Below are 26,885 nucleotides of genomic sequence, written 5' to 3'. Positions count from 1 at the left end.
CTTTTAAGGCGCAATATTTTTGGAGACTTGCTTAAATACCCTACTTCCCCTCCTGGGAGGGGTTAGGGGTGGGTTAACTTCTGACTTCTGACTTCTGACTTCTGACTTCGTTAAATTAACCTCCACTCAAAGCGCGAGCGATCGCTTCTTCAGACAATTCTTCAATATTACTCAAAACCACCTTTGCTCCTGCCTCCAAAAGTTTTCTACTATAAGTCTCTCGCCTTATCTGACTTTCCTGTACATGGGGAGGCAACACACCCACCCCTGTCCAATTTCTCGACGGCATTGCTAGACGAGCATTCTCCACTGTATACATATCTCCCACTGTATCGCCAGCATAAATCACAGGTAGATTTTCAGCTAAACCATGCTGTTTTTCCAATGTCTCCAATACCGCAAACAACCCCGTGGGGTCAGGTTTTCCCGGTGCATCCTCCATTGCCACAACTACAGGGGAACTCAACCCTAACTTACCCTCCAAAACATAAGCAACTTCAGCCCGCATTGCCCCACTAAAAAATCCCCAAGAAAATCCTGCTGCGGTCAGTCTCTGAAAATAACCAGAACTTACCAACAACGGTTCCGCACAAATATAACCAGTCCAATTATCTTCATTGGGACCCCGATAACGAGACTGAAAAAAAGCCACTAACTTTTGATAATCTAAACCAACATCCTCCCTTTTTTGACCTTGGCCTTCAAAATACCGATAAATTAACTCTTGCGAAGCCTCCCAGTCATTATTCCAAACACCCTCGGATTTGAGTTGGTCAATATCTGTCAAAGTGGGGCAAAAAGCGCCGGATGTAAAATGCTCTACCGTATCCACGATCGCCTGTCGATAAGACCCTCCCACATTCCGAATTACACCATCAATATCAAAAACTAAAATTGCTTTGTCCATCACTTAATTTCCATGGTACGATTAAATATTGTGCAAAGTTTTAAAATTAGCCTAATATTGGCTCTGGAGGTAAATTGTCCAAATTTATACTGAAAGTAGTTTGGTTAGATGATAATGTAGCACTTGCAGTAGATCAAGTGGTAGGAAATGGTACTAGCCCCTTAACTTGTTACTTTTTCTGGCCTCGTAATGATGCTTGGGAAGAATTAAGAAAAGAAATAGAAGGCAAACATTGGATTAATGAATCAGACCGGATCGATCTTCTGAATAAAGCGACTGAGATAATTAACTACTGGCAAGAAGAGGGAAGAAGACGGCCATTTACAGAAGTTCAATCAAAATTTCCAGAAATAGTTCTTGGAGGCACTAATTAATTGGCGTTGCTGAATACTGGAATGATTTCGGCGCTCCACGGGGACACGGGGACACGGGGACACGGGGACACGGGGACACGGAGATTATGGTTTCTGCTCTCTGACAAAATCATCCCGCAATTATGCAATGCCATTAATTTAAGTAGGGAGTAGTGTCGCCACGCGGAAGTTAAAAGTCATAAAGTTAAAAGTCAATCATTTTTGATTTCTAGAAGAATCCCGCGTTGTTGCGTAAGCGCAACGTCGGGAGTATGTCAATACTCTCGATCCTTTATACTTATTACTTTACTTTATACTTATTACTTTAGACTTCTTGCAAAAGTGTTAATTAAATCAATTCAAAACTATGAAATAAAGAATTTCATCTCCCTATTCCCTATTCCCTGACTTCTAATTGTACTAGACTATCAAAAAATTAACTAAAGCAGAATCTGCTGATGAACCAGGAACAGACATTATCCATAAATGACCAACTGCCACTTGTAACTTCTCCAGATATTCTGAAAAAAGCTGTTATATATAAGCTTGATAGCCATATTTCAGGACGTGGTGAGTTGGCATTTCCATGTCTGCCTGGTATGCTTGAACATTACATAAATATTGTAGAAAGCTTGTTTTCTCACCTGGGTAGACCAATGCCCAAGGAAAGACAACTACAATTGCGTCAAATGATAGAAAGGAAGTTGGCAGAGGGGTTTAATGTTTCCACAACTTCAATATTAGTTATTCAGTATGAATTAGTGAAGCCTCCCAAAAAAGGCATGGCTTGCCAAGTAACTGTTCGTAGTCCAACTTTAGAGGAACAGTATGAGTCTTGGGTAGAGAAGAGAAAGCCTCCCTTGTTTGGTTCTTACCCTGATGCTAGAGTATTAGCAACTGTGGCAGAATTTGGTGAAAATATTTCATTAAAAATCTTAGATGTGGGTGGGGGAACGGGTAGGAATGCTTTACCTTTGGCGCGAAAAGGTCATGATGTAGATGTTTTAGAGTTAACGCCTGCTTTTATTGAACAGTTGCAAACGGCGATCGCTACAGAAAATTTATCTATGAATGTGGTTAAGGGAGATATTCTTGACCCACTGACACGAATGCAGCCAGCTTTTTATCAGTTGGCGATCGCTACAGAAGTAGTCTCTCATTTTCGCGATGTAGAGCAACTGCGGTTATTTCTGGCAAAAATGTCTGATTTTATTTGTCCTGGTGGTATGCTTCTGTTCAATATATTTTTAACCGTAGATGGATATGTACCGGATGAGTTAGTCCGAGAGATGGGGCAGTTATCTTGGTCGAGTTTGTTCACTGCTAAGGAGTTTGCCACAGCGATGCAGGGTTTACCCTTGGCGATCGTTTCTAATGAGTTAGTTATAGAATATGAACGTCAACATCTGCCTCAAACAGCTTGGCCTCCTACAAGTTGGTTTGAAAGTTGGGCTACTGGTAGAGATATATTTCCTCTAGCTAATGGTAGACCACCTGTAGAGTTGAGGTGGATATTATGTCGGCGGATGTAGTCAAGATTTAGTAGTTTTGAAGAGGTAGGTGAAACTGTACAAATACTATAATCTTATTGTTTGAAATGAACTGCAATTTCTGTTCTATACTCACTAACAAAATCAGGAAAGAGCGCAGACATATCAAAAGATTAAAATTCAGAAGGGTGCCAGATTTTTCCTTATTTATTCTTCCTTCTTCCTTCTGCGATAGGACTTCATCTCAAAAAGAATTTCAGGGTAAAAAAAAAATAGCCCCCTCTCCTTGAGGAAGCTTAAACTAATTACAACACACAAACCAATAAAATAATAATTAACGAATTCAGTTAATACTTAATTTATTTATATATATACTAACAGCTATTTCAGTATTTTTACATAAAGATACGGTAAAGATACTGAAAAGTTTTATGAAGATTTTGTAAAGACACAGCATATTTATAACTTTTGTCTTGGAAGTAATGCCAAACGCAATAAAGAGTCAAGATTTAAAGGGGATTTGATATAAGGGAAAAGAAACAAAGGAAAACAAAGATAATACTTTAGGACATTCCTCCGTTCCCTGTTACCTTACAACCAAAATTTGTAGTGCTATATTATTTTTTAATTTTCTTTTTGCTAAATTATTTTTGATAATTAGTCTCAGGTTTCCGAGACTTCTTAATTACTATATATTTAAAATTGCAATCTGCAACAGATGAACCTATGTTTCAACAAACAGTCTGGATAGCAAGGCACGGAAACCGCATCGACTTCGTAAACCCCGAATGGTTTAACACTGCTGAAAGACCATACGATCCTCATCTGTCGGATGATGGTGTCATTCAAGCCAAACAACTGGCAAACCGTTTAGTTGGGGAAAATATCACTCAAATTTTTTCCTCTCCCTTTCTGCGAACCGTACAAACTGCCAATGAAGTAGCATCCATTCTTGATTTACCTATTAAATTAGATTGGGGCCTGTGTGAATGGTTAAATCCAGAATGGATGCCTGCTATGCCAGAAACTCTATCCCTAGAAATAATGGCCAAAACTTACAACAGAATCGATCTTTCTTACAATGCAGGGACTCCCCAATATCCTGAAACTTGGGAAGCTTGTATGAAGCGCGCCGGAGAAACTACTCAAAGTATAGTGGCACAGTTTCCCACAGAAAATATTTTATTACTGGGGCATGGAGCTTCAGTTATTGGCATTGCTGCAGGGTTAGTAGGTGAAATTGCTAAGGTGGAAATCAAAGCCTCTCTTTGTTGTTTAGTTAAAATTGTTCGTGAACAACAACAATGGGTTATGGAATTAAGTGGCGATACTTCTCATCTAGAGAATATAGAAACTAATATCAGATTTGTTTAACCTTATAGGTGAGTTTTGAGGAAAGCCTTCAACAATTAATAATTAATAATTAGGGTTTGCTGAAAAAGTCTTTTTGCCCTTGGCAGGGAGTAGGGAGTAGGGAGTAGGGAGTAGTGAATACTCAAGAAGAATCAGGAGTTGTAGAGGACGTACAAAGGAAAAATTATCCCAAAATTGTTCTGCCTATATACTTACGCCAATACTCACTTTTTGAGCTTTATAGGGCAAAAACCTGGTACTTTTTCACTACTCAAAAAGGCCAAAACCAATATAAGTCAATGCTTTGGTATTTAATCAGCAAGCCCTAATTAATAATTAACAATTACCTCTTCTTGAAAACGGATAGAATTGACTCAAAGAAAAAATTTTTCTCTCTTGGTCGATTGGATATGGTTAGGAAACCCATCCATCCCTCGACCGCTTGTTTCTCCTTTAAAGGAGAGGTTTTAAACCTTAATTATTCGGTAAAAAGCGTTAAAATACAATTTAGATAGAAGTTTGATAACTATTTTACCAAAAAATGACGTCTAAAGCCTCCCCTTTTAAGGGGATGAAAAAATATTCAGTTCAGTATTTCAAGCCTCCGGCTTTAGTGGTCGGTACTGATAACTGATAACTGATAACTGAAATGGCCAGGATTTTTCTGTCTGTAAATAGTTATCAACATTATTGATGAGAATGTATTTTTTTGACGCTATTTGATTTTATGGCAGGACACAGTAAATGGGCGAATATTAAACGCCAAAAAGCTAGAGTTGATGCCGTTAAAGGCAAGGTTTTCGCTAAAATTTCTCGTCAGATCATTGTTGCTGCTCGTAGTGGGGCAGATCCGGCGGGTAATTTTCAGTTGCGTACAGCAATAGATAAGGCAAAGGTGGCAGGTATTCCTAATGATAATATCGAGCGGGCGATCGCTAAAGGTTCTGGTCAGTTTAATGATGGTAATGAACTTGAAGAGATTCGTTATGAAGGCTATGGGCCAGGTGGTGTAGCGATTCTGATTGAGGGACTTACAGATAATCGTAACCGTACAGCAGCAGACCTCAGAAGTGCGTTTACGAAAAATGGAGGTAATCTTGGTGAGACTGGTTGCGTCAGTTGGATGTTTGATCACAAGGGTGTGGTAGCTATTACAGGTTCTGTTGATGAGGATGAATTATTGGAAGCATCTGTTGAAGGAGAAGCGGAATATTATGAAATGATTTCTGAAGAAGATTTTCAAGGTGCAGAGGTATTTACTGAAACTACTAATTTGGAAAATCTTAGTCAGATGCTACGAGGTAAAGGCTTTGATGTGAGTGAGGTTGAGTTTCGGTGGATTGCTAGTAATACTGTTGAGGTGACAGATCCAGAACAGGCGCGATCGCTCCTGAAGTTAATGGATGCTCTTGACGATCTTGATGATGTACAGAATGTGACAGCTAATTTTGATATAGCAAATGAACTTATTTCTGCTGCTTTAGTTTAGATTATTTTTTCCCAGATAATTCTGGGAACGATCGAACTATGATTAATATCATGTCCGATTGAATACTAACATTTTGGAGTAAGGAAGGAAAGAAAAGAAGAGAGAAAGTTTTTTTAGAACTGATTATCCAGACGTGAGATAAAAGTTTAAATTTTCATGGGAGGTAAGATGGTTTCTCAACTAGAATCTGAAAATAAATCAACTATTATTTACCCAGAAAGTGATGGTAAACCCATGGCAGATCATACTAAACAATTTCGTTGGATAACTCTTATTCATGGTAATTTAAGCTGGTTATTTGCCAATGATGAAATGGTGTTTGTGGCAGGAGATTTACTTTGGTATCCGGTAGAAGGAAATCCCAAAATTACTCAAGCTCCTGATGTGATGGTGATTTTTGGAGTGCCAAAAGGCGATCGAGGTTCCTATAAACAATGGGAGGAAAATAATATTGCTCCCCAGGTAGTATTTGACATTTTATCTCCTAGCAATACTCAAAAAGACAGGTTCAGTCACAGAAGAGGTGATTGATGGTGTTGCTAGTGAGTTTCCTCGGATCAATGATGGCTTGATTGGTCGAAAAATGCGTTACGTTTATGCTTCACGGGTGGCAGGATACATGAAGCCAAAGCCACTCTTTGATGGGGTCATCAAGCACGATTTAGAAAATGATACCACTCAAACCCATGAACTGGGTAGAGGAAGGTTTTGTGGGGAGACTACCTTTGCATCGCTACCGTAACCTCAAAAAAACACGCACTCAAAAAAGGGCAGACCGAATTGAAGCCTTAGCCAAGCAATTATCTCTTTCCAATTCCAATAACGTCAATGGTATCATCAATTTTCCCAATTCCACAGAGATTCTTGAACTACCAGTGCAGCCATTTGTTGATCCAGACCCCTTTCAGGAGCTGACATTTCCAAATATCATAGCAGCCAAACGAGCTATTGCTGATTTTCTCGGATATCCTCAGAACAGATGGCAGATATAGATGAAATTTTAGCTTAAACTCTTCAGAGAAAAGAAGTCATGGGTAAAATTAGAGAATATTTTCAGACTTCACAGGAGCATCAAAATGCGCAGTGAAGTAATGAACTTCTTTAAATTGAAACAGACATTTGATTATTTGGGTTACTTTGAAACACCAGAAAATACTCAACTGATTGAAAATCTTAAACAAGATTTGAGTCAAGGAGGATTAATTGTAGTATCAGGAATTGTAGGCAGTGGAAAAACAACATTATTACTCCATATTCAAAAAGAATTATAACTTGCAGGTCAAGTAATTGTTTCTCGTTCCTTATCACTGGAGTTTAGACTAACTATAGCAGTGTATTCTGGCAGATTTAGACATTATTTTTTGTAAACCTTTTGGCTTACGGCACTTTGAGCTGGAAGCTGTAAATACCAGAGCGAGCAGCGCTGTACCCCCAAAATCACACCGTACAGTCTAGTATAATCTTATGTGCGATCGCGACATTTACCAGCAAAACAGAACAACAAGCAGTAATTCGCCCTATGTTAAGATTGTTGAAGAAATATCAACGAATTTTAGTAGGAGATAGAGAGTTTTGCGCTCCGCAAAGCTCCGCTAACATAATATTCATTGATCATATTGGTTGAAAAATTATCGTCAAAAACATCTATATTTTGCATTTAGACAAAGAAAAACAACTCAAATCAAGGGTGGTACTAAGTATTATCAAGTACAACAATTAAAAGTAAATGTCGGCTCAAAAAAATTATTATTAAATCAAAAAATAACTCAAATCAAGCAAGTTTGCCTCCGAAATTTATTGATATATAAAAAGCGCCAAAGAAACCAGAAAAATATATTAGAAACCTGGTACATTATTAGTAATTTATCTTCCGATACAGAAAATTAATAAAGTATATAGTCAAAGAATGGGAATTGAGGCCATGTTCAAAGATTGTCAAAGTGGAGGTTACAATCTTGAAGGTGCAAAAGCAAATGAAACTAGATTAAATAATTTAATTTTACTGATAGCTATTTCTTACACAATTAGTTCATTTAAAGGGGGAAAATCAAAAATAAAGGTATTCAAAAATATATATAAAGAAGGAATGAAAGAGGCAGGATAGAGAGAAGAAACAGTAGCTTTTGGCTTGGATTATCTGGCATTCCTTGGACATTATCTGATGATTTCATCCAAGAATGGGTAGAAAACTTAATGAGGTGAAAATCTCATAAATCACCCTATTATCGAAAAGTAATTAAAGCGATGTTAAAGATTAATACGCTGTACAATCTTTGATTTTTTATGATTAATTAAAATTAATAAGAGTGACTTTTTTTCTAATATTGTTGGCGATTTTACTTGAACTTTTATTCAATACGGATGGGGGGTGTGGTGCGCTACAGAGTAACGCAACGCTCCGCGAACGCACCACACCCCCCATCTATTCTCAAGCCAGCGTTCCCTTGATGTGGAAGTATTCTTCAGTTTCAAAACGCAAAATTTTCTCTACATATAGCTTTCAACTAGCTTGTCACCCCGTGAGATCAGAAACTCAAAATAATCTTCTAATTGCATTTGTTACTCCTTGCCTAAATTTGAACAAAACCCAGCAACTATTTGCCATAATAGCATAAAAGTGATCGCCACGCTTTGCAGTATGTGATTCCAGTGGGAGCATCTTGCTCCCGTGCTAGATTCTTTGTTCCTGTATACCATTACTATGCAGGACTACCCCATAGGGTAAGCAAACATTGAGCAATAGATCAAAACTTGCCAACCCTACAAAATAATCTAAAATATTTACACTTTTTGTGTATCCTGACTTCCAGCTCCAAATCATAATTTTTAGGCATTTTTGTAAACCATTCCTAACAAATTATTTTTGATTTGTTTTTCCATACTTTCGATTTCAATTAATGATTCTACTTCTTGGACAATATCTTTTCGGTAGAGGAAGTCTTGAAATGCAGCATGATATATGCTATAAACTGGTTTTCCTTCTGTTTGATAAATTCGCAGAAATTGTGCCCACTCATCCAGGATTTCTTGAACTATTAAGGAAATTTCTCCACTAAATTTGGCTAACATTCTGCAGGATACTGGTTTACGAGTTTTTGTTAAGAAATATATGACTTTTAACTTAGTAACAGGCAATGGTTTGACATTCATTTTCATTCGATGCCAGTGTTGATCGTAATATTTCTCTAAACCTTGAGGTAAACTTTCTAAGTTAATATCTCTATAGTTGCCTTGCTCAATATCATCAAGTACATATTTTAAGTACATGAAATTATTTTCACTATTGTTGGCTATAGATTCGACAAATTCTTCTAATGTTAAGCCTCTTTGTTTAATCCATTCCTTCACTGCCGATCGCTTTGTACGCAGACGAATAAATAGTTTGATATCTTCTAGACTTTCATTGGGATAAATCATTAAGTCAAAAATTTTCTGCGGTGCCGAAATGACTAATGGTAGTGGGTCAGACCTCTTAGTCAGCAGAAAATAAACTCCATTGGGTAAGTTAGCTGGTAAGTAAAGCACATTAGCTGCCCCACTTTGACTACTTAAATCGACTTCATCTAAAGCATCAACTGCTATTATGAGTTTTTCTCTTGGTGTTAGTTGGGCACTAATTTCGTTTAGTAGTTTTGATAGAAAGTTACCATTGCTAGTGTTATCCGGATGTAATGGTAGTTCATAAGGCAAATTATAGCCTTCAATTAACTGGGTACAGATACTTTTAAGAAAATCTTCAGCCCTAGTTCTACCTTCTGATAATAAGTTGAAATAAGCAACACAACCAGTGCGACGTACATATTCGGCAATGATTGTACTTTTGCCTACTCCTGGGTCTGCTTCGATGATAAAATATCCTTTAGATTGGTTATGGATGAAATCTTCAATGGCATCGAAGACAAAACCTCGTCCGAGAAAGCCTTCCGTTTTATCTGCTATTAATGCAGCAAAGTCAGCAGGTATTACCTGGCATTGTTGCATCTGTTTACGCAACAGTAATATTAACTGTTCTAAGTGAGTATTAGCTCCACCAATACCAGAAATAATTTTGTCTATATCTTGACGGTAGTCACCAACAAATTTATCTACTCTTTTCTCTATTTTGTTGGTGACATCAACAAGACAACTGATATCTTCACCTGCTGTTGCTAGCATATCGTGTACTAAGGCTTGAAACACTGTGCTTTCTGTTCTCAGCTCGTGGCGAAATTGATGGACTGTAATTGATACTAATTTAGTTTCCACTAGCACAAATAATTCTTTTGGAGCGTGTTTGAGCCACTTATCTTTGCTTTGCAGTCTAGACATCACGACTTTTACTATTGCTTCTTCTTCTCTACCTTGAGGTAGATGAGTTATTCTTTGCTTGTGTGTTTGCACTAAATCTAGTATCATTAGTGCATCTTTCTCCATTTCTGTTAGTCTACTTTCAATTTCAGCTTTATCTTGCTTCCATTGGGGTAGTTGTTGAGATTCTTTACGAATTACCTGTAAAGCCTTACAATATGAAGTTACTAATGCTGTCTGTATTACCTGATTCTTTTCATCAGCTTTTTTTGCTGCCCACTTACTTACCCAATGCCATGTGACACTGGTTGCTTGTTCAAGTCCTGCACCCGCAAAAAGGGTTAATATCTCTATGAGCATAGTTTAGTACCCTTGACTTATACCATATTTAGTGATATGTAATAATTTTAATAGCATAGCTTAACCTCTATACTTACCACAATTTGATATTTTTGAAAATAGTTATCGTCACAATTATGGTTTTTTAGTCCAATTAAATTCTCTTTTTTAATTCATCTATTGTTGCTGGGATCGAGCTATAGTTTGATTTTTTATTTTTTTTACCTCCTCAAAAAAACAGATATATTTACGATAATAAAAATTACAGGATGTTTCATCTCAGTGAGTTACATCTGTGGGTGGGCAAGATACCCACACTTTATCGTTAATATTTGTACCTTATATACTACCTAATACCAAATCTCAAAAAGTTTGCTATATATCTTTTTAATGAGGAGATAGGGAGTAGTGAGATGGTAATCAAACATAGCATTACTATTCATAAATGGTATAATCTGCTATATTTGCTCTAGATTCAAGTTTTTGTAATTAGACACCGCAAGCCAATCAATTAACCTTCGATTTAATCTTTGTAGGGATATTTTATGGAATACCTCTACATTATTTTTAATCCCTATGTCTATTGTGGCTAATTTAGCTAGCGAAATAATTTTTTTACGATTATATGGTTCTTCTGAAGATATGCGATCGCTATTATCTTTATTTCTGAAAATCAACTTTTAGATGAAAATTAGTAACATAAAAAAAAATATAAATCAACTCTATTATACATGATTATTTAATTTTATGAGTAGTACAATGTTCACGTTAATAATTAAAATATTACTTTCTAACTCTAATAGCCTAATACCTCATTTAGAAGTAATTGATAATTTCTGGATAATAATTGATTTTATTTTTGATTTTTGTATTATAAATCATTCAATAGAGAAAAGCTACTAGAGGCTAAATATAGCAGTCGAAGGAAAGGACGCGGACAGATCAAAAGCGTAAAACTCAGACAACACAAGATTTTTCCTTCTTCTTTCTTCCTTCTTCCTTCTTCTTTCTTCCTTCTTCCTTCTTCCTTCTTCCTTCTTCCTTCTGCTATAAGTGCCTTATGTGCCAATCAGTGCAACAATAGTATTGATTCAGAATTAATACTATTAGCAAGTTAATGGACATTATCGAATTTTTGCAATTGAGTGCAGGTGAATGGTTTTCCCAACGCACAATTCACAATTTAGTTTCCGGGGAGTTGCAAGCAGGCAAATCAGAAGTAAATGTTGAGATACTAGAAAAGACAAACCCCACAGTAATCAAGTTGTGCGAACAACATCAAACTGACCCAAGTGTAGCTCAATTACTAGGGGTGCAGATTAACTGGAATGGTACTATCAACCGAGAGCAAGTGAAAGATGTAGGTGCAACAATGTTGATAGTTATTCCTAATTCTGACGACCCCCAGCAAGGAAGATTATTACAAAGTAAAGGAAATGGTGAGAATGCAAATATCAGTGGTCGATATATTATGGGAAGTGATGATGTTTTAACATTGGTTACTGAGTCGGAAGATTTATATGCAGAGGAACGTTTCTGGTATCTGATGCCTAATTTACGGTTACGCACCAGTGTAGTTAAAAGACCATTAGGTTTTACTTTGGCTTCTTTTTGCTCAGAAATTCGCCGTGTAAAAAAATAAACTGCATCGCATTGGTTGCTCGATCGCCAGAAAACATCTGCAAAGAAGAATCTGCAGGGGTGAGTTATTGCTGTATCTTATATCATGTCCGCTTGAATACTTATACTTTGGTCGAAGGAAGGCAGAGGGCAGAGGGCAGCTATGTTGTTTGCGTAGCATGACCTAGGAAAGGGTTTTTTCCAATTGTGACTTAATTCTATACACGCTCCGATGCTACCGGACATGATATTACTTGATAAACTCACCCTAAATGTTATATCATGTCCGTTTAATTAGTTATATGAAATACAAAAAATTGTGCAAATATACCAATCTCCCCATCTCCCCATCTCCCCATCTCCCCATCTTCGTCATCTCCATCTTCTCATCAATCATCTGTAGCAAGTATTAACCTATTTCCAATTACTCTTCTGTACTTTCTATTTTCTGCGATGCTTCTGTCTATTTAACTTGATCGGGTTTGCTCTGATTCGATCGCGATGCTTGACTATTTTTGATAAATGCTTTTAGTTTAGTATAAAAATCAGTGTGTTTAATCTTAGACTGATTTGTTTGTACTGGGATATGCTCTACTAAGTCTTGAGCTGTATTTTTTGAGCTTGCCTTGAAGGGGTTTGAGGATGGATGGACTGATGTAGATGTAGAATACTCAGGAGGTTTGGGTTCAGATAAACTAGGAGGTGTCTCTGGTGGTAAATATTGAATATCTATCTGAGATGTTAAATTTGTGAGAATATTTTTAGTAATAATATTTTGAAATTCAGAATTGAAATGATAGACAGGTTGACCACGACGTTCCCATTGTGTCAATATTTGCTCAACACAGACAGCTTTGTAACGTCCAAGATATAGTGCCTCAACCACTGCTAAGGAAAGCCACTCTATTTTATACTTATTGTGCCAACGAGTAATAAGTTGCTTAGAAGTCTCATCGGCGAGGTCAAAATCATACTTGTTTAATAGAGCCTCTGCTAAAGCAGATATTGATGACTGTTCTGTCATTGGCCTTTGATTTTTTGCTAATAGATAATACCATTTTTCTGAATTATTGAGAGATATTCAATAAGAGTGGAGAATGGGAAACAAATAGAGTGAAAGAAGTTATTGAAGTAGTACTCAGCAATCATCAATCAGCAATCAGCTTCTCAAGGTGTATAATGGGGGATACTCAAGAGAAGCCGCTCCGCGTCTACAAACTCCCAAAAAAGCGCACCACTAATTTTTCAAATATAGTGGAGGACTTAAACCCTTGAATTTTCAGCGCTCCAGCTAAATGCTGTTTGCGGAGCATTCAGGAACGTCCAAGCTGATAGCTAGTTAATTTACTTTCTCATATTATGAGCAAGATTGATAATTAGTATCATATTATCTCCTAATCAACGCATGAGCGATCAAATATAAGATTTTTGAGTTTTGACTTATATGAAACGGAGACAATTCTCCTTATCCTTATAAGTACCTATCTTGAATTTATACTTATTAGGTATTTAAGCAAACATAATATTAATTGGGTACTACCGCTCAAAATGCTAAATTACTCACATATAATATCACAAATGTTAAAAGTTAAAAACATTTTTTTCTCTCACTAATACTATTTCACTTTAAATATGTCATTTTATGGTCATTTAATTAGCTATCAAAAAACTTTTTCTTCTCTGTTACCTGTGCCATATTATTATGGATTTTTTACCCCTCTCTATTTCTTATTTATTCATTGTAGCAAGATTTTATGAGATTTATATAAGTAAGAATAAATCAAGTTAAAACTTGCGCTCAATTTTCAAAGGTTGACCGGGAGAAAGTTTTTTAATCTCAGTTGTTAAATCATGCCAAGGTTGTAATTGATTAATTTGAAAAGTGCGGCTCATTACAACATAAATAGAGGTCTGGTCAGAAGCAATAGCTGCACTAATTACATCCCACCAAGACTTAGCAAAAAGTTCGTCTGTAATGTACCAAATTCCATCTTCATACTTAAAGTGGCGAGTGAAGTGGAAAGGTGCATTTTGTTTGCCAGTAATCAGAATTTTTTGTAATGTTTTCCGAATCAAATTGGGGAAAAAACGCCCAAAAGTTAACATAACAAACCTGAGAATGATTAACTTAAAAGGTGACATTTGAGTTTGTTTCGCCCAACCCATATTACCAGAAATAACCAATTCATCCTGAGATATTTTTACATCATAATCACCACTTAAATGACTAACTGCATTTAAAATTTTATTCCTTTTTTTAACTTGGAGTGATAAATGAGTATCAGAAACAACTAATTTTTGGTCGCGAAATAGCTTAAAAACACCACCTTTTTTCGTACTTACATATAATTCTGTTCCTGGTCTGCGTTTGATCAAAATTTGAGCTTCTTTTAACCAAAGACTAGCAATATCACGATTCACATCAGTAGGTCTTTCTGTAATAAAATCTCGCCATGCTAAGAAATAATTCCAGGTATGATGACCAATAATATGATCGTCAGCATAACAAGGAGCTAGACCATTTTTTAAGCCTACTAAAAATTGGTCGTTAATAGACAAAGCAGCAGGCAACCATTTACCTATTAATTCAAATCCGTGGGGAAAAAAGTTATAGGTATTGCGACTAGCATATTCTCCTCCGAAGGAACCATCAGGATGAATAAATTGAGCGGCTAATTCTACTGCTGTAGTAATAGAATTTTTGAGTTTTTCACTGGGGTTTAATTCATAAATTCTGGCTAAACAAGATATAGTTAAAGTATGATAACCAGGGTCAAAACCAGAGTATTCTGTAAACCATCCTTCCTGACTCTGCCAACTTAATAATCTTTCCAGACGAGCTGCTTTAGTTTTCTCCCATTTTGAGGTTTCTAATAGTTTACTCAACAACTCTAAAGACAATACAATTAATGCTTCATGGTTAGCTAAATTGCCACTTTCATAATGATTTACTAACCAATCTGTTCGTTTTTCAAAAAAACTGAGTACTTCATAGTTATTTAATCCTAATATTTGATAACTTTCAATACTAGCTAATAAGGAAAAAGCTGTTGCTCCACTAGCTCTTTCAAAAGGGAAATAATCATCACAAGAACCATCAGGGTGAGCAGTGTGGGCAGCATATAAGATGCCTGCTTCTGCCCATTTATATATCATTTCTTGCAAATAAAATTGATTATTAGGAATATCTAAGCTATAGGCTAAGGCTAAAGGTAAGACGAATTCTTGAGCCATGCCACTAGGAAAATCTATAATTTTGTAATGCCAAAAATTGCGGTCGAAACAACCATAGGTAGGACTATGATAATTGCGGTCTAGTAAGGTCAATATTTTTGGGATTTGAGCGAGTGCTTCTCTAGCAAATAAATCTCTCATCTGTTCTTTTTCAGTGTCAGTTATAGTATTTTTATTAGAGGATAAATTAGATTCTTTCTTTAATAGATCGGTTTGACTAGTTGTAGATGAGTGATAATCTTGCATAGTTATATTTTTACTACTTTATAAAGTAGGGAATAGGGAACAGGGAATAGGGAATATGTTTTTAGGGGAAAAACATGAAAAATTATTTTTTGAATGACTTTTACAACTCTAGTTTATAGTAAAAAAAGGGAAAGTTTATTTTATGTATATGTCTAAGTTATTTGTTTGAATAAAAGTTAATTTGAGCGGGATTAAAAATAAAATTTAATTTATTATCATGTTTTACTATATTTCACCAACCTAATAAGAGCTATACTTAGCGAGTATTTATTATTTTTACCGAAGAATTAAGCTTTAAACTCTCTCCCTTAAAATGAGAAAACAAGAAAAAAACATTTGAATCAATCCTCTTGTTTTAAAGAAAAAGTAACTGTTAATTATTAATTATTAATTATTCATTATTCATTGTGAAACTCTTCCTTCTTTTGAAAATCTTGCTTTCGCATTCTTACCTGAATTTCTTCCATAATTCTGCGATTTGCTGCCATTAAATCTGCTATTAAACCTAATAACCATAATTGAAATCCGACTAAGATTAAAATTGTTGCTAAAATCAAAGTTGGAACCCTAGTTTTTTCATATCCACTAAAAAAGAAAAATAACCAACGGATACCAGAAATTACCCCAAAACTAAATGGTATACTTCCTAACATTAGAAAAAAACGTAGGGGTTTGTAAAGCAGAAAAATTCTGAGGATAGTAAAGAGCGATCGCAACACATAAGTAGGGGTACTTCTTACCAGTCGGGAAGGTCGTAATACATTATTTGTTCTGATGGGAACAGATGTTATTGCCATACCTTTTTGCCCTGCTTGAATAATTGTTTCTAGGGTGTAAGTATAAGCATTAAAAACATTAAGTTGTATAGCAGCTTCTCGACTAAAAGCACGAAACCCACTAGGTGCATCAGGAATATTTGTATTACTAGCTATTCTTACTACCCAACTGCCTAATTTTTGTAGTAGTTTTTTACTACGAGAAAAGTGTTTAGTTTGCCAAATTGGTCTCTCTCCAACTACAATTTCTGCCTGATCCCAAATAATAGGTTGAATTAAGTAAGGGATATCATCGGCACAATATTGATTATCAGCATCAGTATTTACAATAATATCTGCCCCTGCTTTTAGACTAGCTTCTAGACCTGCCATAAATGCTTTTGCTAAACCTTGGTTAGTGGGGAAATTCACAATATGGTCTACCCCATATTCTTTAGCAACTTCAACTGTTCGATCTTGACTACCATCATTGATGATTAACCATTCGATAATGTCTACTCCTACTAACTGTCTGGGCAAAGCAGCAAGAGTTACTCCTAAAGACTCTTCTTCGTTGTAACAAGGAATTTGAATAATTAATTTTGTCATTAGATGGATATTTCAATAATTAATAATTAATAATTAATAATTTACAATTACCTCTTCTTTTCAAACAGAGAATTGACTCAAAGGAAAGTTTTTTCTTCTCTTGGTCTATTGGATATGGCTAGTGCCGCTACGCGGAAGTCAGAAGTCAGAAGTCAGAAGTCAGAAGTATTGATTGGTAAGGATTTTAGGGTTTTGTAACTGGTCAGTTATTTCCGCCATTCTGCACTAGGTTTCCTCAGCATCCCACCCTACGGGAAACTCTGCTCACGACTACTGTTTCTCCTTTAAACGAGAGGCTTTAAACCTTAATTATTCGGTAAAAGGTTGTTAAGAGCAACTGGCCATCAAATATAGCGTTTTGCAATAGATTATCATCACTTTGTCTCTAAAGTATGAATTACTGTGGCAATAGCAATAACTTTGATAATATTGGCCAAGTTGAATATAGATTAGGGTTTACCGAATCTAATCTAAAAGTACTGATATATAAAAGCAAGTGCCTTTTTGGAGCGAAAAAAAGTGCCTACTTTTCAGGTTGAGTGACCAAAAAGTTAGGACTTTGGGCAGACAAACACAGAAAGATACAGGTACAATTACAATGGATAATTAACAATTGATAATTGATAATTAATTCCCAAAGGTTTAAAGCCTCTCATCAGCAAGGAGAAAAAAAATCAGATATGGGCAGTTCTATTTCTTTGGGTCAAAAGTCCATTTTTAATCACAAATTAAAAGCCTCTGTCCCCGTGTCTCTGCGTCCCCGTGTCTCTGCGTCCCCGCGTCCCCGTGTCTATCGAGAATGAAACAGTCCTGACTTTTCCCTGTTCCCTGCTGCCTAAAACAAAAATTAATCAACTTGATTCAAATTTTTTGGTTCTAAATTGAAAATTTTACGGAAACAATGTGCCTTCAAAAGAAGTATACATAAATAAGGTTAAATATTGAGGTATGAAATTTTCCTAAAAATTGGCTAATTTTGAACTCATAATTGTATTGTGGAAAAATATTTCTACTTAACTTACCCTACAATAATGTTTAATAAAATATTAAACACAGCTTAATCAAAAAATGGTAAGGGCAAAATTTTGAGTTCTCAAATTCCTCTAGAAATGAGCAAATAAAAATGTAGTTTTTTCTCTACAGCAAATCTTTATATTCTTTGTGGCATTTTTTCTTTAAATATTATGTTTACAAATAAAATTAGGATGCTACAATAATGATTAATATTTCAATTAGTTAAAAATTTTTCATCAGGGTAAGCATTTATTTCAAATAGAGAAACAATATGTCTACTAGACCAAGGTAATTGTGTCTATAAAAAAACTCTGAGGAAAAAATCATGAATCAACAAAATATTTCTAGTTATGTTGGTCTCGTTCAATCTTTATTAGTTTGCCCTAATGGTGATGAAAATAAAATTTTGCAAGCTAATCAAAACTTGATAGACCATAAATTAGTTCAAGTAATGAAACAAATAGCACAAATGAACAACAAAATGGGTAATTTGAATGCTCAATGGTTGCAAAATTTGGCGATAATGTTAGAGACTAACTTAGAATATGCTTCTCAACCTGTAAATAAGGAAATATATCGAAATTTCCTCATGCAAATTTTACAAGTAATCTCAGAGAATGAAGAAAAACCTGAGATGGTGTATTCTGTACTAGAATATAATCAAGATAAGCTGAATCAAAATTTCGTCACAGTTCTACGAACTTGGCCTGGAGAAAATCTCCAAAAAATGGAACCTCAATTAGCACAAAGTATTGCTCTAGATATTGTTAATTTCAGTAATCTGATTTTACAGTTTCCTTTTGGTAATCAAAGTAATAATGTAGAAATAGCAATTGCAGGCTATGAAAATGCTCTACAAGTTTTACCCCGTCAACAATTTCCCATAACTTGGTCAACTATCCAAAATAATTTGGGTACTAGCTACCACAAACGCACTGTCGGAAACCCAGAAGAAAATATAGAATTGGCGATCGCTTGCTATTATCAAGCACTTCAAGTTAGGACTTACTCTACATTACCTGAAGCATGGGCAAGCACTCAGAATAATCTTGGTAATGCCTATCAACAACGTAGCATGGGGAAAAGAATAGAAAACTTAGAGAATGCGATTAATTGTTATCAGAAAGCTTTAAAAGTCAGAACTCTAGAACAGCTACCTCAAGAATGGGCGAGTATTCAAAATAATTTGGGTAGCGCTTACCACGATCGTATGGCAGGAGAGCAACAGGAAAATATTGAACAGGCGATCGCTTGTTATAATTTAGCTCTCAAAGTACGTACTCGCGAACAGTTTCCTACAGACTGGGCAACTACTCAAAATAATCTGGGAAATGCTTATCTCGACAGGATAACAGGAGATAGACAAGATAATCTCGAACAGGCGATCGCTTGTTTTGTTAGAGCGCAAGAGGTTTATACTAAGGAAAGTTATCCTCTCTACTGGGAAATAATTTTCAATAATTTAGGTATGGTTTACAATGAACAGAATTTGAGAAAGGTAGGTTGAGCAACAATTAATAATTAATAATTAATAATTAATAATTACTTCTCCTTGAAAAAAAGAGGATTGACGCTTAAGGGAAATTTTGTCTTTTTTCTGCTTTAAAGGAGAGGTTTTAAACCTTAATTATTCGGTAACGCATTATTAATTTAGTTGTTGTTGCGCTGTTGAGGTTTTGAACGTCTCAGTTGAGGTTTGAAACCTCTAAAATCTTTCTTTTTATTTTTAACTTTTTGTTGCGTTAAACTTAAATCACAATATATTTTTTGGAAATAATTAAAATACTAATTCAGGAGATACAAATATGTCAGAAAATACTGGAGATAAAGTTGTTGATATCAATGAAAATCATGGTGTAGGTATTGGTGTAGGTACCAACATTGGAAAAATTGACAACTTCAAGTCTGCTCATACCATTAATGAATTTCAGCAGCAAAATTTAGCAGAAGCAGCAAAAGATATTCAAGAAATACTAGAGCAACTAGATGAAACTTATCAATCGGATACAACGGCGGGTAGAATGAAAATTGCTACGGAAGTAATTACACAAATTGATAATAATCCAACTAAGGCAGAAAGAATATTTAATGCTATAAAAGCTGGTGGAGTTGCTGCTGTTGAACAATTACTTAATCACCCTGCTAGTAGTTTTATTATTGGAGCGTTGGAAGATTGGCAAAAGAATAAACAAATTAAATAAAATCAGGACTTACTCAAAAGATGAGATGAAATTATAGATCATTTGTAGGGGTTAACGGCCGTTAACTCTTACTATCTTTGGTGGTTATGCGTAAGTCCTAAAAATGCCAAATTCTAAATTAAAACAGATACAAATATGTCAGAAAATACTGGAGATAAAAAGGTTGTTGATATCAATAAAAATTATGGTGTAGGTATTGGTGTAGGTGTCAATAAGGGAAAAATTGAACACTTCAAGTCTGCTCATACAATAAATGAAACTAATTATTTTGACACAAAAACAAAAGGACTGCCAAGGAAGGGGAAGCCAGCAAATTTTCCTAATAATCTGAATAAACTACGCACTGGTGCTGTCAAATTTGTCGGTAGAGATGGAGACCTCAAAACTTTACATGACCAACTTCAGGAAAAAGAGCGAGTTTCTATCACCGCAGTAGTCACGGGGATGGCAGGAGTAGGCAAGACAGAATTGGCACTCCAGTACGCTCTCTTATCTAAAAAGGAGTTGACTTATCCTGGTGGCATTTGCTGGGTAGGGGTTCGGGAAAGGAGTGTTGTAGAACAGTTATTAGATTTTGCCGAGACTCAACTAGGGCTATTTCCGGCAGAAGATTGGACTTTGAAACAGTATCTTGACTACTGTTGGTCAAACTGGCAACCTGCGGGAGATGTTCTTATTATTTTGGATGATGTGGATAAGTATGAGGAAATTGAAGGTTATTTACCCCCACAGGAAAAACGTTTCAAATTGCTAATTACTACCCGCAGATATTGGTTGTCAGAATCATTTGAAAATTTGCGTTTGGAAGTATTGGATGAGGGTGCTGCCTTGGAGTTGTTGGCGACGTTAATTGGTGAGTCTCGCGTGGCAGAGCAAAGAGAAGAGGCAAAACAACTCTGTGAGTGGTTGGGATATTTACCTTTGGGGTTGGAATTGGTGGGACGTTTTCTCAAGAGGCGATCTGGGTGGAAGTTGGAAAGAATGATACGGGAGTTGGAGAAACAAGCTTTAGATTTGCCTGCGCTACAGAAGCGATCGGGAGAAATGACGGCGGAAAGAGGAGTGAAAGCTGCTTTGGAATTAAGTTGGCGGGAGTTGGATGAGAGAGCTAGGTATTTGGGTTGTTTCTTGAGTATGTTTGCTTTAGCTCCTATACCTTGGAGTTTAGTGGAACAGTGTTTGTCTGGAGGTGAAAGTCAGGAGGAGGAAATTATAAGTGCTTGGGAGGATGTTAGGGAAGATAGTTTGTTAGATTTAAACTTGATTCAACAGACTGCGGAGGAAACTTATCAATTACATCAATTGGTACGTCGATATTTCCTAGACAAGTTGGAGAAGATGGAAGAAGTGGATGAGTTGAGGTATCAGTTTTGTTGGGGTATTCTGGTGGAAGCAGAAAAAATTCCTGAGACTCCAGTAAAAGCAGAGATAGAAGAACTAACCTTGTCTATTCCTCACTTGGCTGAGACAGCAACTGAGATGCAACAGTCGGTTGGGGATGAAGATTTGGTCTGGCTGTTCGCCCGCCTTGGCAGATTTTATGCAGGTCAAGGGTTATATGGACTAGCCGAATCTTGGCATAAGCAATGCTTGGATATTACTCGCAGTCGTTTGGGAGTTGAGCATACTGATGTTGCCACCAGTATCAACAATCTGGCAAATCTCTACAACTTCCAAGGGCGATATACAGAAGCAGAACCTTTGTATTTAGAAGCACTGGAGATGAGAAAGCAATTGCTAGGCTCTTCACACCCATCTGTTGCCACCAGTATCAACAATCTGGCACAACTCTACAACTCCCAAGGGCGATACACAGAAGCAGAACCTTTGTTCCTAGAAGCATTGGAGATGTATAAGCAATTGCTAGGCTCTTCACATCCATCTGTTGCTACAAGTCTCAACAATCTGGCAAATCTCTACAACTCCCAAGGGCGATACACAGAAGCAGAACCTTTGTTCCTAGAAGCATTGGAGATGTATAAGCAATTGCTAGGCTCTTCACATCCATCTGTTGCTACAAGTCTCAACAATCTGGCAAATCTCTACAATTCCCAAGGGCGATACACAGAAGCAGAACCTTTGTACTTAGAAGCATTGGAGATGAGAAAGCAATTGCTAGGCTCTTCACATCCTGATGTTGCCATGAGTCTCAACAATCTGGCACAATTATATTACTTTCAAGGGCAATACACAGAAGCAGAACCTTTGTATTTAGAAGCACTGGAGATGTATAAGCAATTGCTAGGCTCTTCACATCCTGATGTTGCCATGAGTCTCAACAATCTGGCAAGTCTCTACTCTAACCAAGGGCAATACACAGAAGCAGAACCTTTGTATTTAGAAGCATTGGAGATGAGAAAGCAATTGCTAGGCTCTTCACATCCTGATGTTGCCATGAGTCTCAACAATCTGGCAAGTCTCTACTCTAACCAAGGGCGATACACAGAAGCAGAACCTTTGTACTTAGAAGCATTGGAGATGTATAAGAAATTGCTAGGCTCTTCACATCCTGATGTTGCTACAAGTCTCAATAATCTGGCACAACTATACAACTCTCAAGGGCGATACACAGAAGCAGAACCTTTGTTTCTAGAAGCATTGGAGATAACAAAGCAACTGCTAGGCTCTTCACATCCTGATATTGCCAGAAGTCTCAATAATCTGGCACTACTCTACTTTAACCAAAGGCGATACACAGAAGCAGAACCTTTGTATTTAGAAGCACTGGGGATGTATAAGCAACTGCCAGGCTCTTCACATCCTCTTATTGCCACCATTCTCAACAATCTGGCACAACTATACAACTCCCAAGGGCGATACACAGAGACAGAACCTTTGTATTTAGAAGCACTGGGGATGTATAAGCAACTGCTAGGCTCTTCACATCCATCTGTTGCTACAAGTCTCAACAATCTGGCACAACTATACAACTCCCAAGGGCGATACACAGAAGCAGAACCTTTGTATTTAGAAGCATTGGAGATAACAAAGCAACTGCTAGGCTCTTCACATCCTGATGTTGCTACAAGTCTCAACAATCTGGCACTACTCTACTTTAACCAAAGGCGATACACAGAAGCAGAACCTTTGTTTCTAGAAGCATTGGAGATAACAAAGCAACTGCCAGGCTCTTCACATCCTCTTATTGCCACCATTCTCAACAATCTGGCACTACTCTACTTTAACCAAAGGCGATACACAGAGACAGAACCTTTGTATTTAGAAGCACTGGGGATGTATAAGCAACTGCTAGGCTCTTCACATCCTGATGTTGCTACAAGTCTCAACAATCTGGCACAACTATACAACTCCCAAGGGCGATACACAGAAGCAGAACCTTTGTTTCTAGAAGCATTGGAGATAACAAAGCAACTGCTAGGCTCTTCACATCCTGATGTTGCCAGAAGTCTCAATAATCTGGCACTACTCTACTCTAACCAAAGGCGATACACAGAAGCAGAATTTTTGTTCTTGGAAGCTTTAGAAATTACAAAGCAACTGCTAGGAGAAGAGCATCCCAATACTCAAACTGTTCAGAGAAACTATCAATATTTTTTAAGCAAGTTCTCAGGGAAAACTGACAAGAGGAATTATCTGATGAAAGAAATTTGCAGACTATATCAGAAATGGAGAAATCATCTTGAGAAGATTATTGGAATTAGGTGATTTCAAATCAATTTTCTCTGAGGTAAATAGGCGATTTTCAACCCTTCCCTCCTGACTCCTGATGAAGAGATGATCGCTCTTTTCAACTATAGTTATGATATAATATAACAGTAAAAATAGCAGAGTCAAACCCAATGATAGCTAACCAAAATCAATTCTATGTTTCTCCAGAAGACTATTTAGCAGGAGAGCGACAAAGTCCGATTAAACATGAGTATAGACGAGGCAAAATTTATGCAATGGTAGGGGCAAAGAAACCCCACATTGTTATTACTCATAATTTAGACAGATTATTAGGCAATCATCTTCTTGATAATGACTGTCTTGTACTTCCTTTGGATATTAAAGTTCGACTAGAAGAAGCTAATTGTTATTATTATCCTGATGTAGCAGTAACTTGTGATGAACGGGATTTAAGTTCAACTGAAGACTTTATTCGTTATCCGTCTTTAATCATAGAAATTTTATCTCCAAGCACAGCTAAATTTGATAGAGGAGGCAAATTTACCGATTATCAAACAGCTACAAGTTTACAAGAATATGTATTAGTTAGTCAGTCTGAGATGACTATAGAATGTTTTCGTAAAAACGAACAAGGAATTTGGATTTCTCAAACTTATAGCAGGGGAGAAAAAGTCAATTTTGCCAGTGTAGATTTTAATTGCCAGATTGAATTAATCTATCAAAAAGTTCCTGGTATAGCCAAGATAGATAAGGATTAAAATCCTAAGCTAATAGCTAAAGTCATCTCAATATGACTGTATTATTTATTAAGAATATTTATCTGATGAAATAAGTTTGCAAATAATATCAGAGATGGAGAAATCATCTTTAGAGAATAGTTGAATAATGGTAATTTAAAATCAATTTTCTCTGAGGGAAATAGGCGATCGCCAACTCTTCCCTCCTGACTCCTTATTCAGAGGTGATCGCTCTTTCCAACTATAGTTATGATATAATATAACAGTAAAAATAGCAGAGAAAAACCCAATGATAGCTAACCAAAATCAATTCTATGTTTCTCCAGAAGACTATTTAGCAGGAGAACAACAAAGTCCGATTAAACATGAGTATAGACAAGGCCAAATTTATGCAATGGTAGGGGCAAAGAAACCCCACATTCTTATTGCTAGTAATTTAGTAACAGAACTAAATATTCATCTGCGCGATAATGACTGTTTTGTACTTCCTTTGGATATTAAAGTTCGACTAGAAGAAGCTAACTGTTATTATTATCCTGATATAGCAGTAACTTGTGATGAAAGAGATTTAAGTTCACCTGAAGATTTTATTCTTTATCCTTTTTTAATCATAGAAATTTTGTCTCCAAGCACAGCTAAATTTGATAGAGGAGGCAAATTTACCGATTATCAAACGGCTACAAGTTTACAAGAATATGTATTAGTTAGTCAGTCTGAGATGAGAGTAGAATGTTTTCGGAAAAATGAACAAGGAATTTGGATTTCTCAAACTTATAGCAGGGGAGAAAAAGTTAATTTTGCTAGTGTAAATTTTAATTGTCAGATTGAATTAATCTATCAAAAAGTTCCTGGTATAGCCAAGATAGACAAGGATTAAAATCCTAAGCTAATAGCTAAAGTCATCTCAATATGACTGTATTATTTATTAAGAATATTTATCTGATGAAATAAGTTTGCAAATAATATCAGAGATGGAGAAATCATCTTTAGAGAATAGTTGAATAATGGTAATTTAAAATCAATTTTCTCTAAGGGAAATAGGGGATCACTTTGGCTTTCTCCTCTTCCCACACTCTGCTTTTTTCAGTAAACCCTATTGTTGGGTTTATCCTAACGGATAAGCTGGCGCTAACGTTCCTCAACCCAACCTACGCTTGATTAACTGATAACTCAAATTGGCGATCGCTAACTTTTCTGACAATTATTCCCCTAAAAACACATCCTCATAAATTAAATCTATAGGAAAACTCAAATTAACACTTTTCAACTCAATATTATCCCCTTCCAAATAAGAATAAAACTCCCAAACTCCCTTTTCATTCAACCGAAAACATTCAACCATCATTTCATTAGCACTCACCAAAACATATTCTTTCAAAGTAGAAATGCGACGATAATTTTGAAACTTTTTTCCTCTGTCAAAAGATTCTGTTCCTGGAGATAAAACCTCAATAATTAAACAAGGATATTTAATCACTTTTGTTGCCTTTTTATCTCGTTCATCACAACTGACCATTACATCAGGATAAAAAAATGGTCCTTGTTCAGATATTTCCACTTTTGCATCTGCCACTAAGACTTTACAACCTTTCCCGCGCAAATGATTTTTTAATGCTGTTGTCAGATTAGCAATAATCTCACTGTGAGGAATAGTACCCCCAGTCATGGCTATAATTTCACCGTCAATATATTCATATTTAATCGGTTGTTTTTCTTCCCATTCCAAATATTCTTGGGGAGTCATTTCAGTTATCAGTTATCAGTACCTCGTGGAATAAGGAGGCTTGGCATAAGGAGTATTCTCTCTTTTTCTCCCCTTAAAAGGGCGAGGCTTTAGAGCACAATTTTTCGGTAATATATTGATAATTTTTAATTGCAATCATAATTAATGGATAATGAAAACTATCTCTAATTATCAATTTTGGCGTTGTGATTCTGGGTATGATTTTGCCCCCCTAGCCCCCCAATTTTGGGGGGGAATAAAAGTCTAAAATCCCCCTTTTTATCCCCCTCCCGTCCCCCTTGGAAAGGGGGAAGCCAGATGTTGCTGCGCTTTTGAACGATGGGGGATGCGCGGGGGCTTGACCATAACCAAAAAATCGCGCATTCATACTTCAATTCAGCAACGCCCAATTTTGTTTATTAAACATAGCTAAAATCATATAATATAACAGTCTAAATAGCAAACTAAAACCCAATGATAGCTAACCAAAATTAATTCTATGTTTCTCCAGAAGACTATTTAGCTGGAGAGCGACAAAGTCCGATTAAACATGAGTATAGACGAGGCAAAATTTATGCAAGAGTAGGGGTTTCTTTACCCCATGTTATTATTGCTAGTAATTTAGGCGCATTATTAGGGAATTATCTTCTGGATAATGACTGTCTTGTACTTAATTCCGATATTAAAATTCGACTAGAAGAAGCTAATTGTTATTATTATCCCGATCTGGTAGTAACTTATGATGAATGGGATTTAAGTTCAAATGAAGACTTTATTCTTTATCCTTTTTTAATCATAGAAATTTTGTCTCCAAGCACAGCTAAATTTGATAGAGGAGGCAAATTTACCGATTATCAAACGGCTACAAGTTTACAAGAATATGTATTAGTTAGTCAGT

The 26,885-nt window shown here is 36.2% G+C and carries 22 protein-coding genes and 2 pseudogenes; 17 read left to right on the top strand and 7 right to left on the bottom strand.

Features of this window, described 5'->3' with window-relative positions:
• Positions 1-115: 115 nt before the first annotated feature.
• Positions 116-907 carry a TIGR01548 family HAD-type hydrolase gene (locus tag F6K15_RS24065; RefSeq protein WP_293065331.1) on the bottom strand — a complete coding sequence of 264 codons (792 nt, stop codon included), beginning with the start codon at positions 905-907 and terminating at the stop codon, positions 116-118.
• Between the two features lie 74 nt (positions 908-981).
• Here F6K15_RS24065 and F6K15_RS24060 point away from each other — a divergent pair, with 74 nt between their 5' ends.
• The 10 genes and pseudogenes from F6K15_RS24060 to F6K15_RS24015 all read left to right on the top strand — a co-directional run bounded on the left by F6K15_RS24060 (position 982) and on the right by F6K15_RS24015 (position 7,696).
• Positions 982-1,281 carry a 30S ribosomal protein PSRP-3 gene (locus tag F6K15_RS24060; protein WP_293065329.1) on the top strand — a complete coding sequence of 100 codons (300 nt, stop codon included), beginning with the start codon at positions 982-984 and terminating at the stop codon, positions 1,279-1,281.
• 437 nt (positions 1,282-1,718) lie between these two features.
• A complete protein-coding gene (locus F6K15_RS24055) occupies positions 1,719-2,792 on the top strand; it encodes a bifunctional 2-polyprenyl-6-hydroxyphenol methylase/3-demethylubiquinol 3-O-methyltransferase UbiG (protein WP_293065327.1) in 1,074 nt (357 codons plus the stop codon).
• A 684-nt stretch (positions 2,793-3,476) separates the two neighbouring features.
• The gene (locus tag F6K15_RS24050) at positions 3,477-4,124 is read left to right on the top strand and encodes a histidine phosphatase family protein (protein WP_293065377.1); all 648 of its coding nucleotides are present in this window, start codon (positions 3,477-3,479) and stop codon (positions 4,122-4,124) included.
• A gap of 706 nt (positions 4,125-4,830) precedes the next feature.
• On the top strand, positions 4,831-5,592 hold the full coding sequence (locus F6K15_RS24045) for a YebC/PmpR family DNA-binding transcriptional regulator (RefSeq protein WP_293065324.1): 762 nt from the start codon (positions 4,831-4,833) through the stop codon (positions 5,590-5,592).
• Positions 5,593-5,760: 168 nt separating this feature from the next.
• Positions 5,761-6,096: pseudogene (locus F6K15_RS24040) on the top strand (Uma2 family endonuclease); the annotation flags it as partial.
• Positions 6,097-6,115: 19 nt separating this feature from the next.
• Complete coding sequence (locus tag F6K15_RS24035; RefSeq protein WP_293065375.1) at positions 6,116-6,334, top strand: carotenoid oxygenase family protein; 219 nt, start codon at positions 6,116-6,118, stop codon at positions 6,332-6,334.
• A complete protein-coding gene (locus F6K15_RS24030) occupies positions 6,303-6,584 on the top strand; it encodes a hypothetical protein (protein WP_293065321.1) in 282 nt (93 codons plus the stop codon). The genes F6K15_RS24035 and F6K15_RS24030 overlap by 32 nt, the downstream gene beginning before the upstream one ends.
• An 84-nt stretch (positions 6,585-6,668) precedes the next feature.
• The gene (locus F6K15_RS24025) at positions 6,669-6,863 is read left to right on the top strand and encodes a hypothetical protein (protein ID WP_293065319.1); all 195 of its coding nucleotides are present in this window, start codon (positions 6,669-6,671) and stop codon (positions 6,861-6,863) included.
• A gap of 349 nt (positions 6,864-7,212) precedes the next feature.
• The gene (locus F6K15_RS24020) at positions 7,213-7,479 is read left to right on the top strand and encodes a hypothetical protein (protein ID WP_293065317.1); all 267 of its coding nucleotides are present in this window, start codon (positions 7,213-7,215) and stop codon (positions 7,477-7,479) included.
• A 19-nt stretch (positions 7,480-7,498) separates the two neighbouring features.
• Complete coding sequence (locus F6K15_RS24015) at positions 7,499-7,696, top strand: hypothetical protein (RefSeq protein WP_293065316.1); 198 nt, start codon at positions 7,499-7,501, stop codon at positions 7,694-7,696.
• A 722-nt stretch (positions 7,697-8,418) separates the two neighbouring features.
• On the opposite strand, the gene F6K15_RS24010 is transcribed toward F6K15_RS24015, so the two are convergent.
• Both F6K15_RS24010 and F6K15_RS24005 read right to left on the bottom strand, forming a co-directional pair.
• The gene (locus F6K15_RS24010) at positions 8,419-10,239 is read right to left on the bottom strand and encodes a hypothetical protein (protein ID WP_293065313.1); all 1,821 of its coding nucleotides are present in this window, start codon (positions 10,237-10,239) and stop codon (positions 8,419-8,421) included.
• 850 nt (positions 10,240-11,089) lie between these two features.
• Positions 11,090-11,287 (bottom strand): hypothetical protein, encoded by a 198-nt coding sequence (locus tag F6K15_RS24005; protein WP_293065311.1) that lies wholly within the window; start codon positions 11,285-11,287, stop codon positions 11,090-11,092.
• A 48-nt stretch (positions 11,288-11,335) separates the two neighbouring features.
• Between F6K15_RS24005 and F6K15_RS24000 the strand changes: the two genes are divergently transcribed.
• Positions 11,336-11,860 (top strand): phycobiliprotein lyase, encoded by a 525-nt coding sequence (locus F6K15_RS24000; protein ID WP_293065308.1) that lies wholly within the window; start codon positions 11,336-11,338, stop codon positions 11,858-11,860.
• Positions 11,861-12,301: 441 nt separating this feature from the next.
• Here F6K15_RS24000 and F6K15_RS23995 read toward each other — a convergent pair whose 3' ends face one another.
• The 3 genes from F6K15_RS23995 to F6K15_RS23985 form a co-directional block, all read right to left on the bottom strand.
• A complete protein-coding gene (locus F6K15_RS23995; protein ID WP_293065305.1) occupies positions 12,302-12,862 on the bottom strand; it encodes a hypothetical protein in 561 nt (186 codons plus the stop codon).
• A 761-nt stretch (positions 12,863-13,623) separates the two neighbouring features.
• Entirely contained in the window at positions 13,624-15,213 is a 1,590-nt protein-coding gene (locus F6K15_RS23990; RefSeq protein ID WP_293065373.1) for a hypothetical protein, read from the bottom strand.
• Positions 15,214-15,716: 503 nt separating this feature from the next.
• Positions 15,717-16,682: a glycosyltransferase family 2 protein gene (locus F6K15_RS23985; RefSeq protein ID WP_293065303.1), complete on the bottom strand. Its 966-nt coding sequence runs from the start codon at positions 16,680-16,682 to the stop codon at positions 15,717-15,719.
• A 1,339-nt stretch (positions 16,683-18,021) separates the two neighbouring features.
• On the opposite strand from F6K15_RS23985, the gene F6K15_RS23980 reads away from it, so the two are divergent.
• From F6K15_RS23980 to F6K15_RS23960, 5 genes are all read left to right on the top strand, one after another.
• Positions 18,022-19,203 (top strand): tetratricopeptide repeat protein, encoded by a 1,182-nt coding sequence (locus tag F6K15_RS23980; RefSeq protein ID WP_293065300.1) that lies wholly within the window; start codon positions 18,022-18,024, stop codon positions 19,201-19,203.
• 298 nt (positions 19,204-19,501) lie between these two features.
• On the top strand, positions 19,502-19,897 hold the full coding sequence (locus F6K15_RS23975; protein ID WP_293065298.1) for a hypothetical protein: 396 nt from the start codon (positions 19,502-19,504) through the stop codon (positions 19,895-19,897).
• A gap of 135 nt (positions 19,898-20,032) precedes the next feature.
• Positions 20,033-23,563 carry a tetratricopeptide repeat protein gene (locus tag F6K15_RS23970; RefSeq protein WP_293065295.1) on the top strand — a complete coding sequence of 1,177 codons (3,531 nt, stop codon included), beginning with the start codon at positions 20,033-20,035 and terminating at the stop codon, positions 23,561-23,563.
• A gap of 134 nt (positions 23,564-23,697) precedes the next feature.
• The gene (locus F6K15_RS23965) at positions 23,698-24,285 is read left to right on the top strand and encodes a Uma2 family endonuclease (RefSeq protein ID WP_293065292.1); all 588 of its coding nucleotides are present in this window, start codon (positions 23,698-23,700) and stop codon (positions 24,283-24,285) included.
• A 268-nt stretch (positions 24,286-24,553) separates the two neighbouring features.
• A complete protein-coding gene (locus tag F6K15_RS23960) occupies positions 24,554-25,141 on the top strand; it encodes a Uma2 family endonuclease (RefSeq protein ID WP_293065289.1) in 588 nt (195 codons plus the stop codon).
• A gap of 324 nt (positions 25,142-25,465) precedes the next feature.
• Here F6K15_RS23960 and F6K15_RS23955 read toward each other — a convergent pair whose 3' ends face one another.
• Positions 25,466-26,008 (bottom strand): Uma2 family endonuclease, encoded by a 543-nt coding sequence (locus F6K15_RS23955; protein ID WP_293065286.1) that lies wholly within the window; start codon positions 26,006-26,008, stop codon positions 25,466-25,468.
• A gap of 501 nt (positions 26,009-26,509) precedes the next feature.
• Here F6K15_RS23955 and F6K15_RS23950 point away from each other — a divergent pair.
• Positions 26,510-26,885, top strand: a pseudogene (locus tag F6K15_RS23950) (Uma2 family endonuclease); the annotation flags it as partial.

It is taken from the genome of Okeania sp. SIO2B3, assembly GCF_010672525.1.
Taxonomy (GTDB): Bacteria; Cyanobacteriota; Cyanobacteriia; order Cyanobacteriales; family Microcoleaceae; genus Okeania.
Note: the sequence above shows the minus strand (reverse complement) of the source record. Positions and strands in the feature narration are given on the sequence as shown.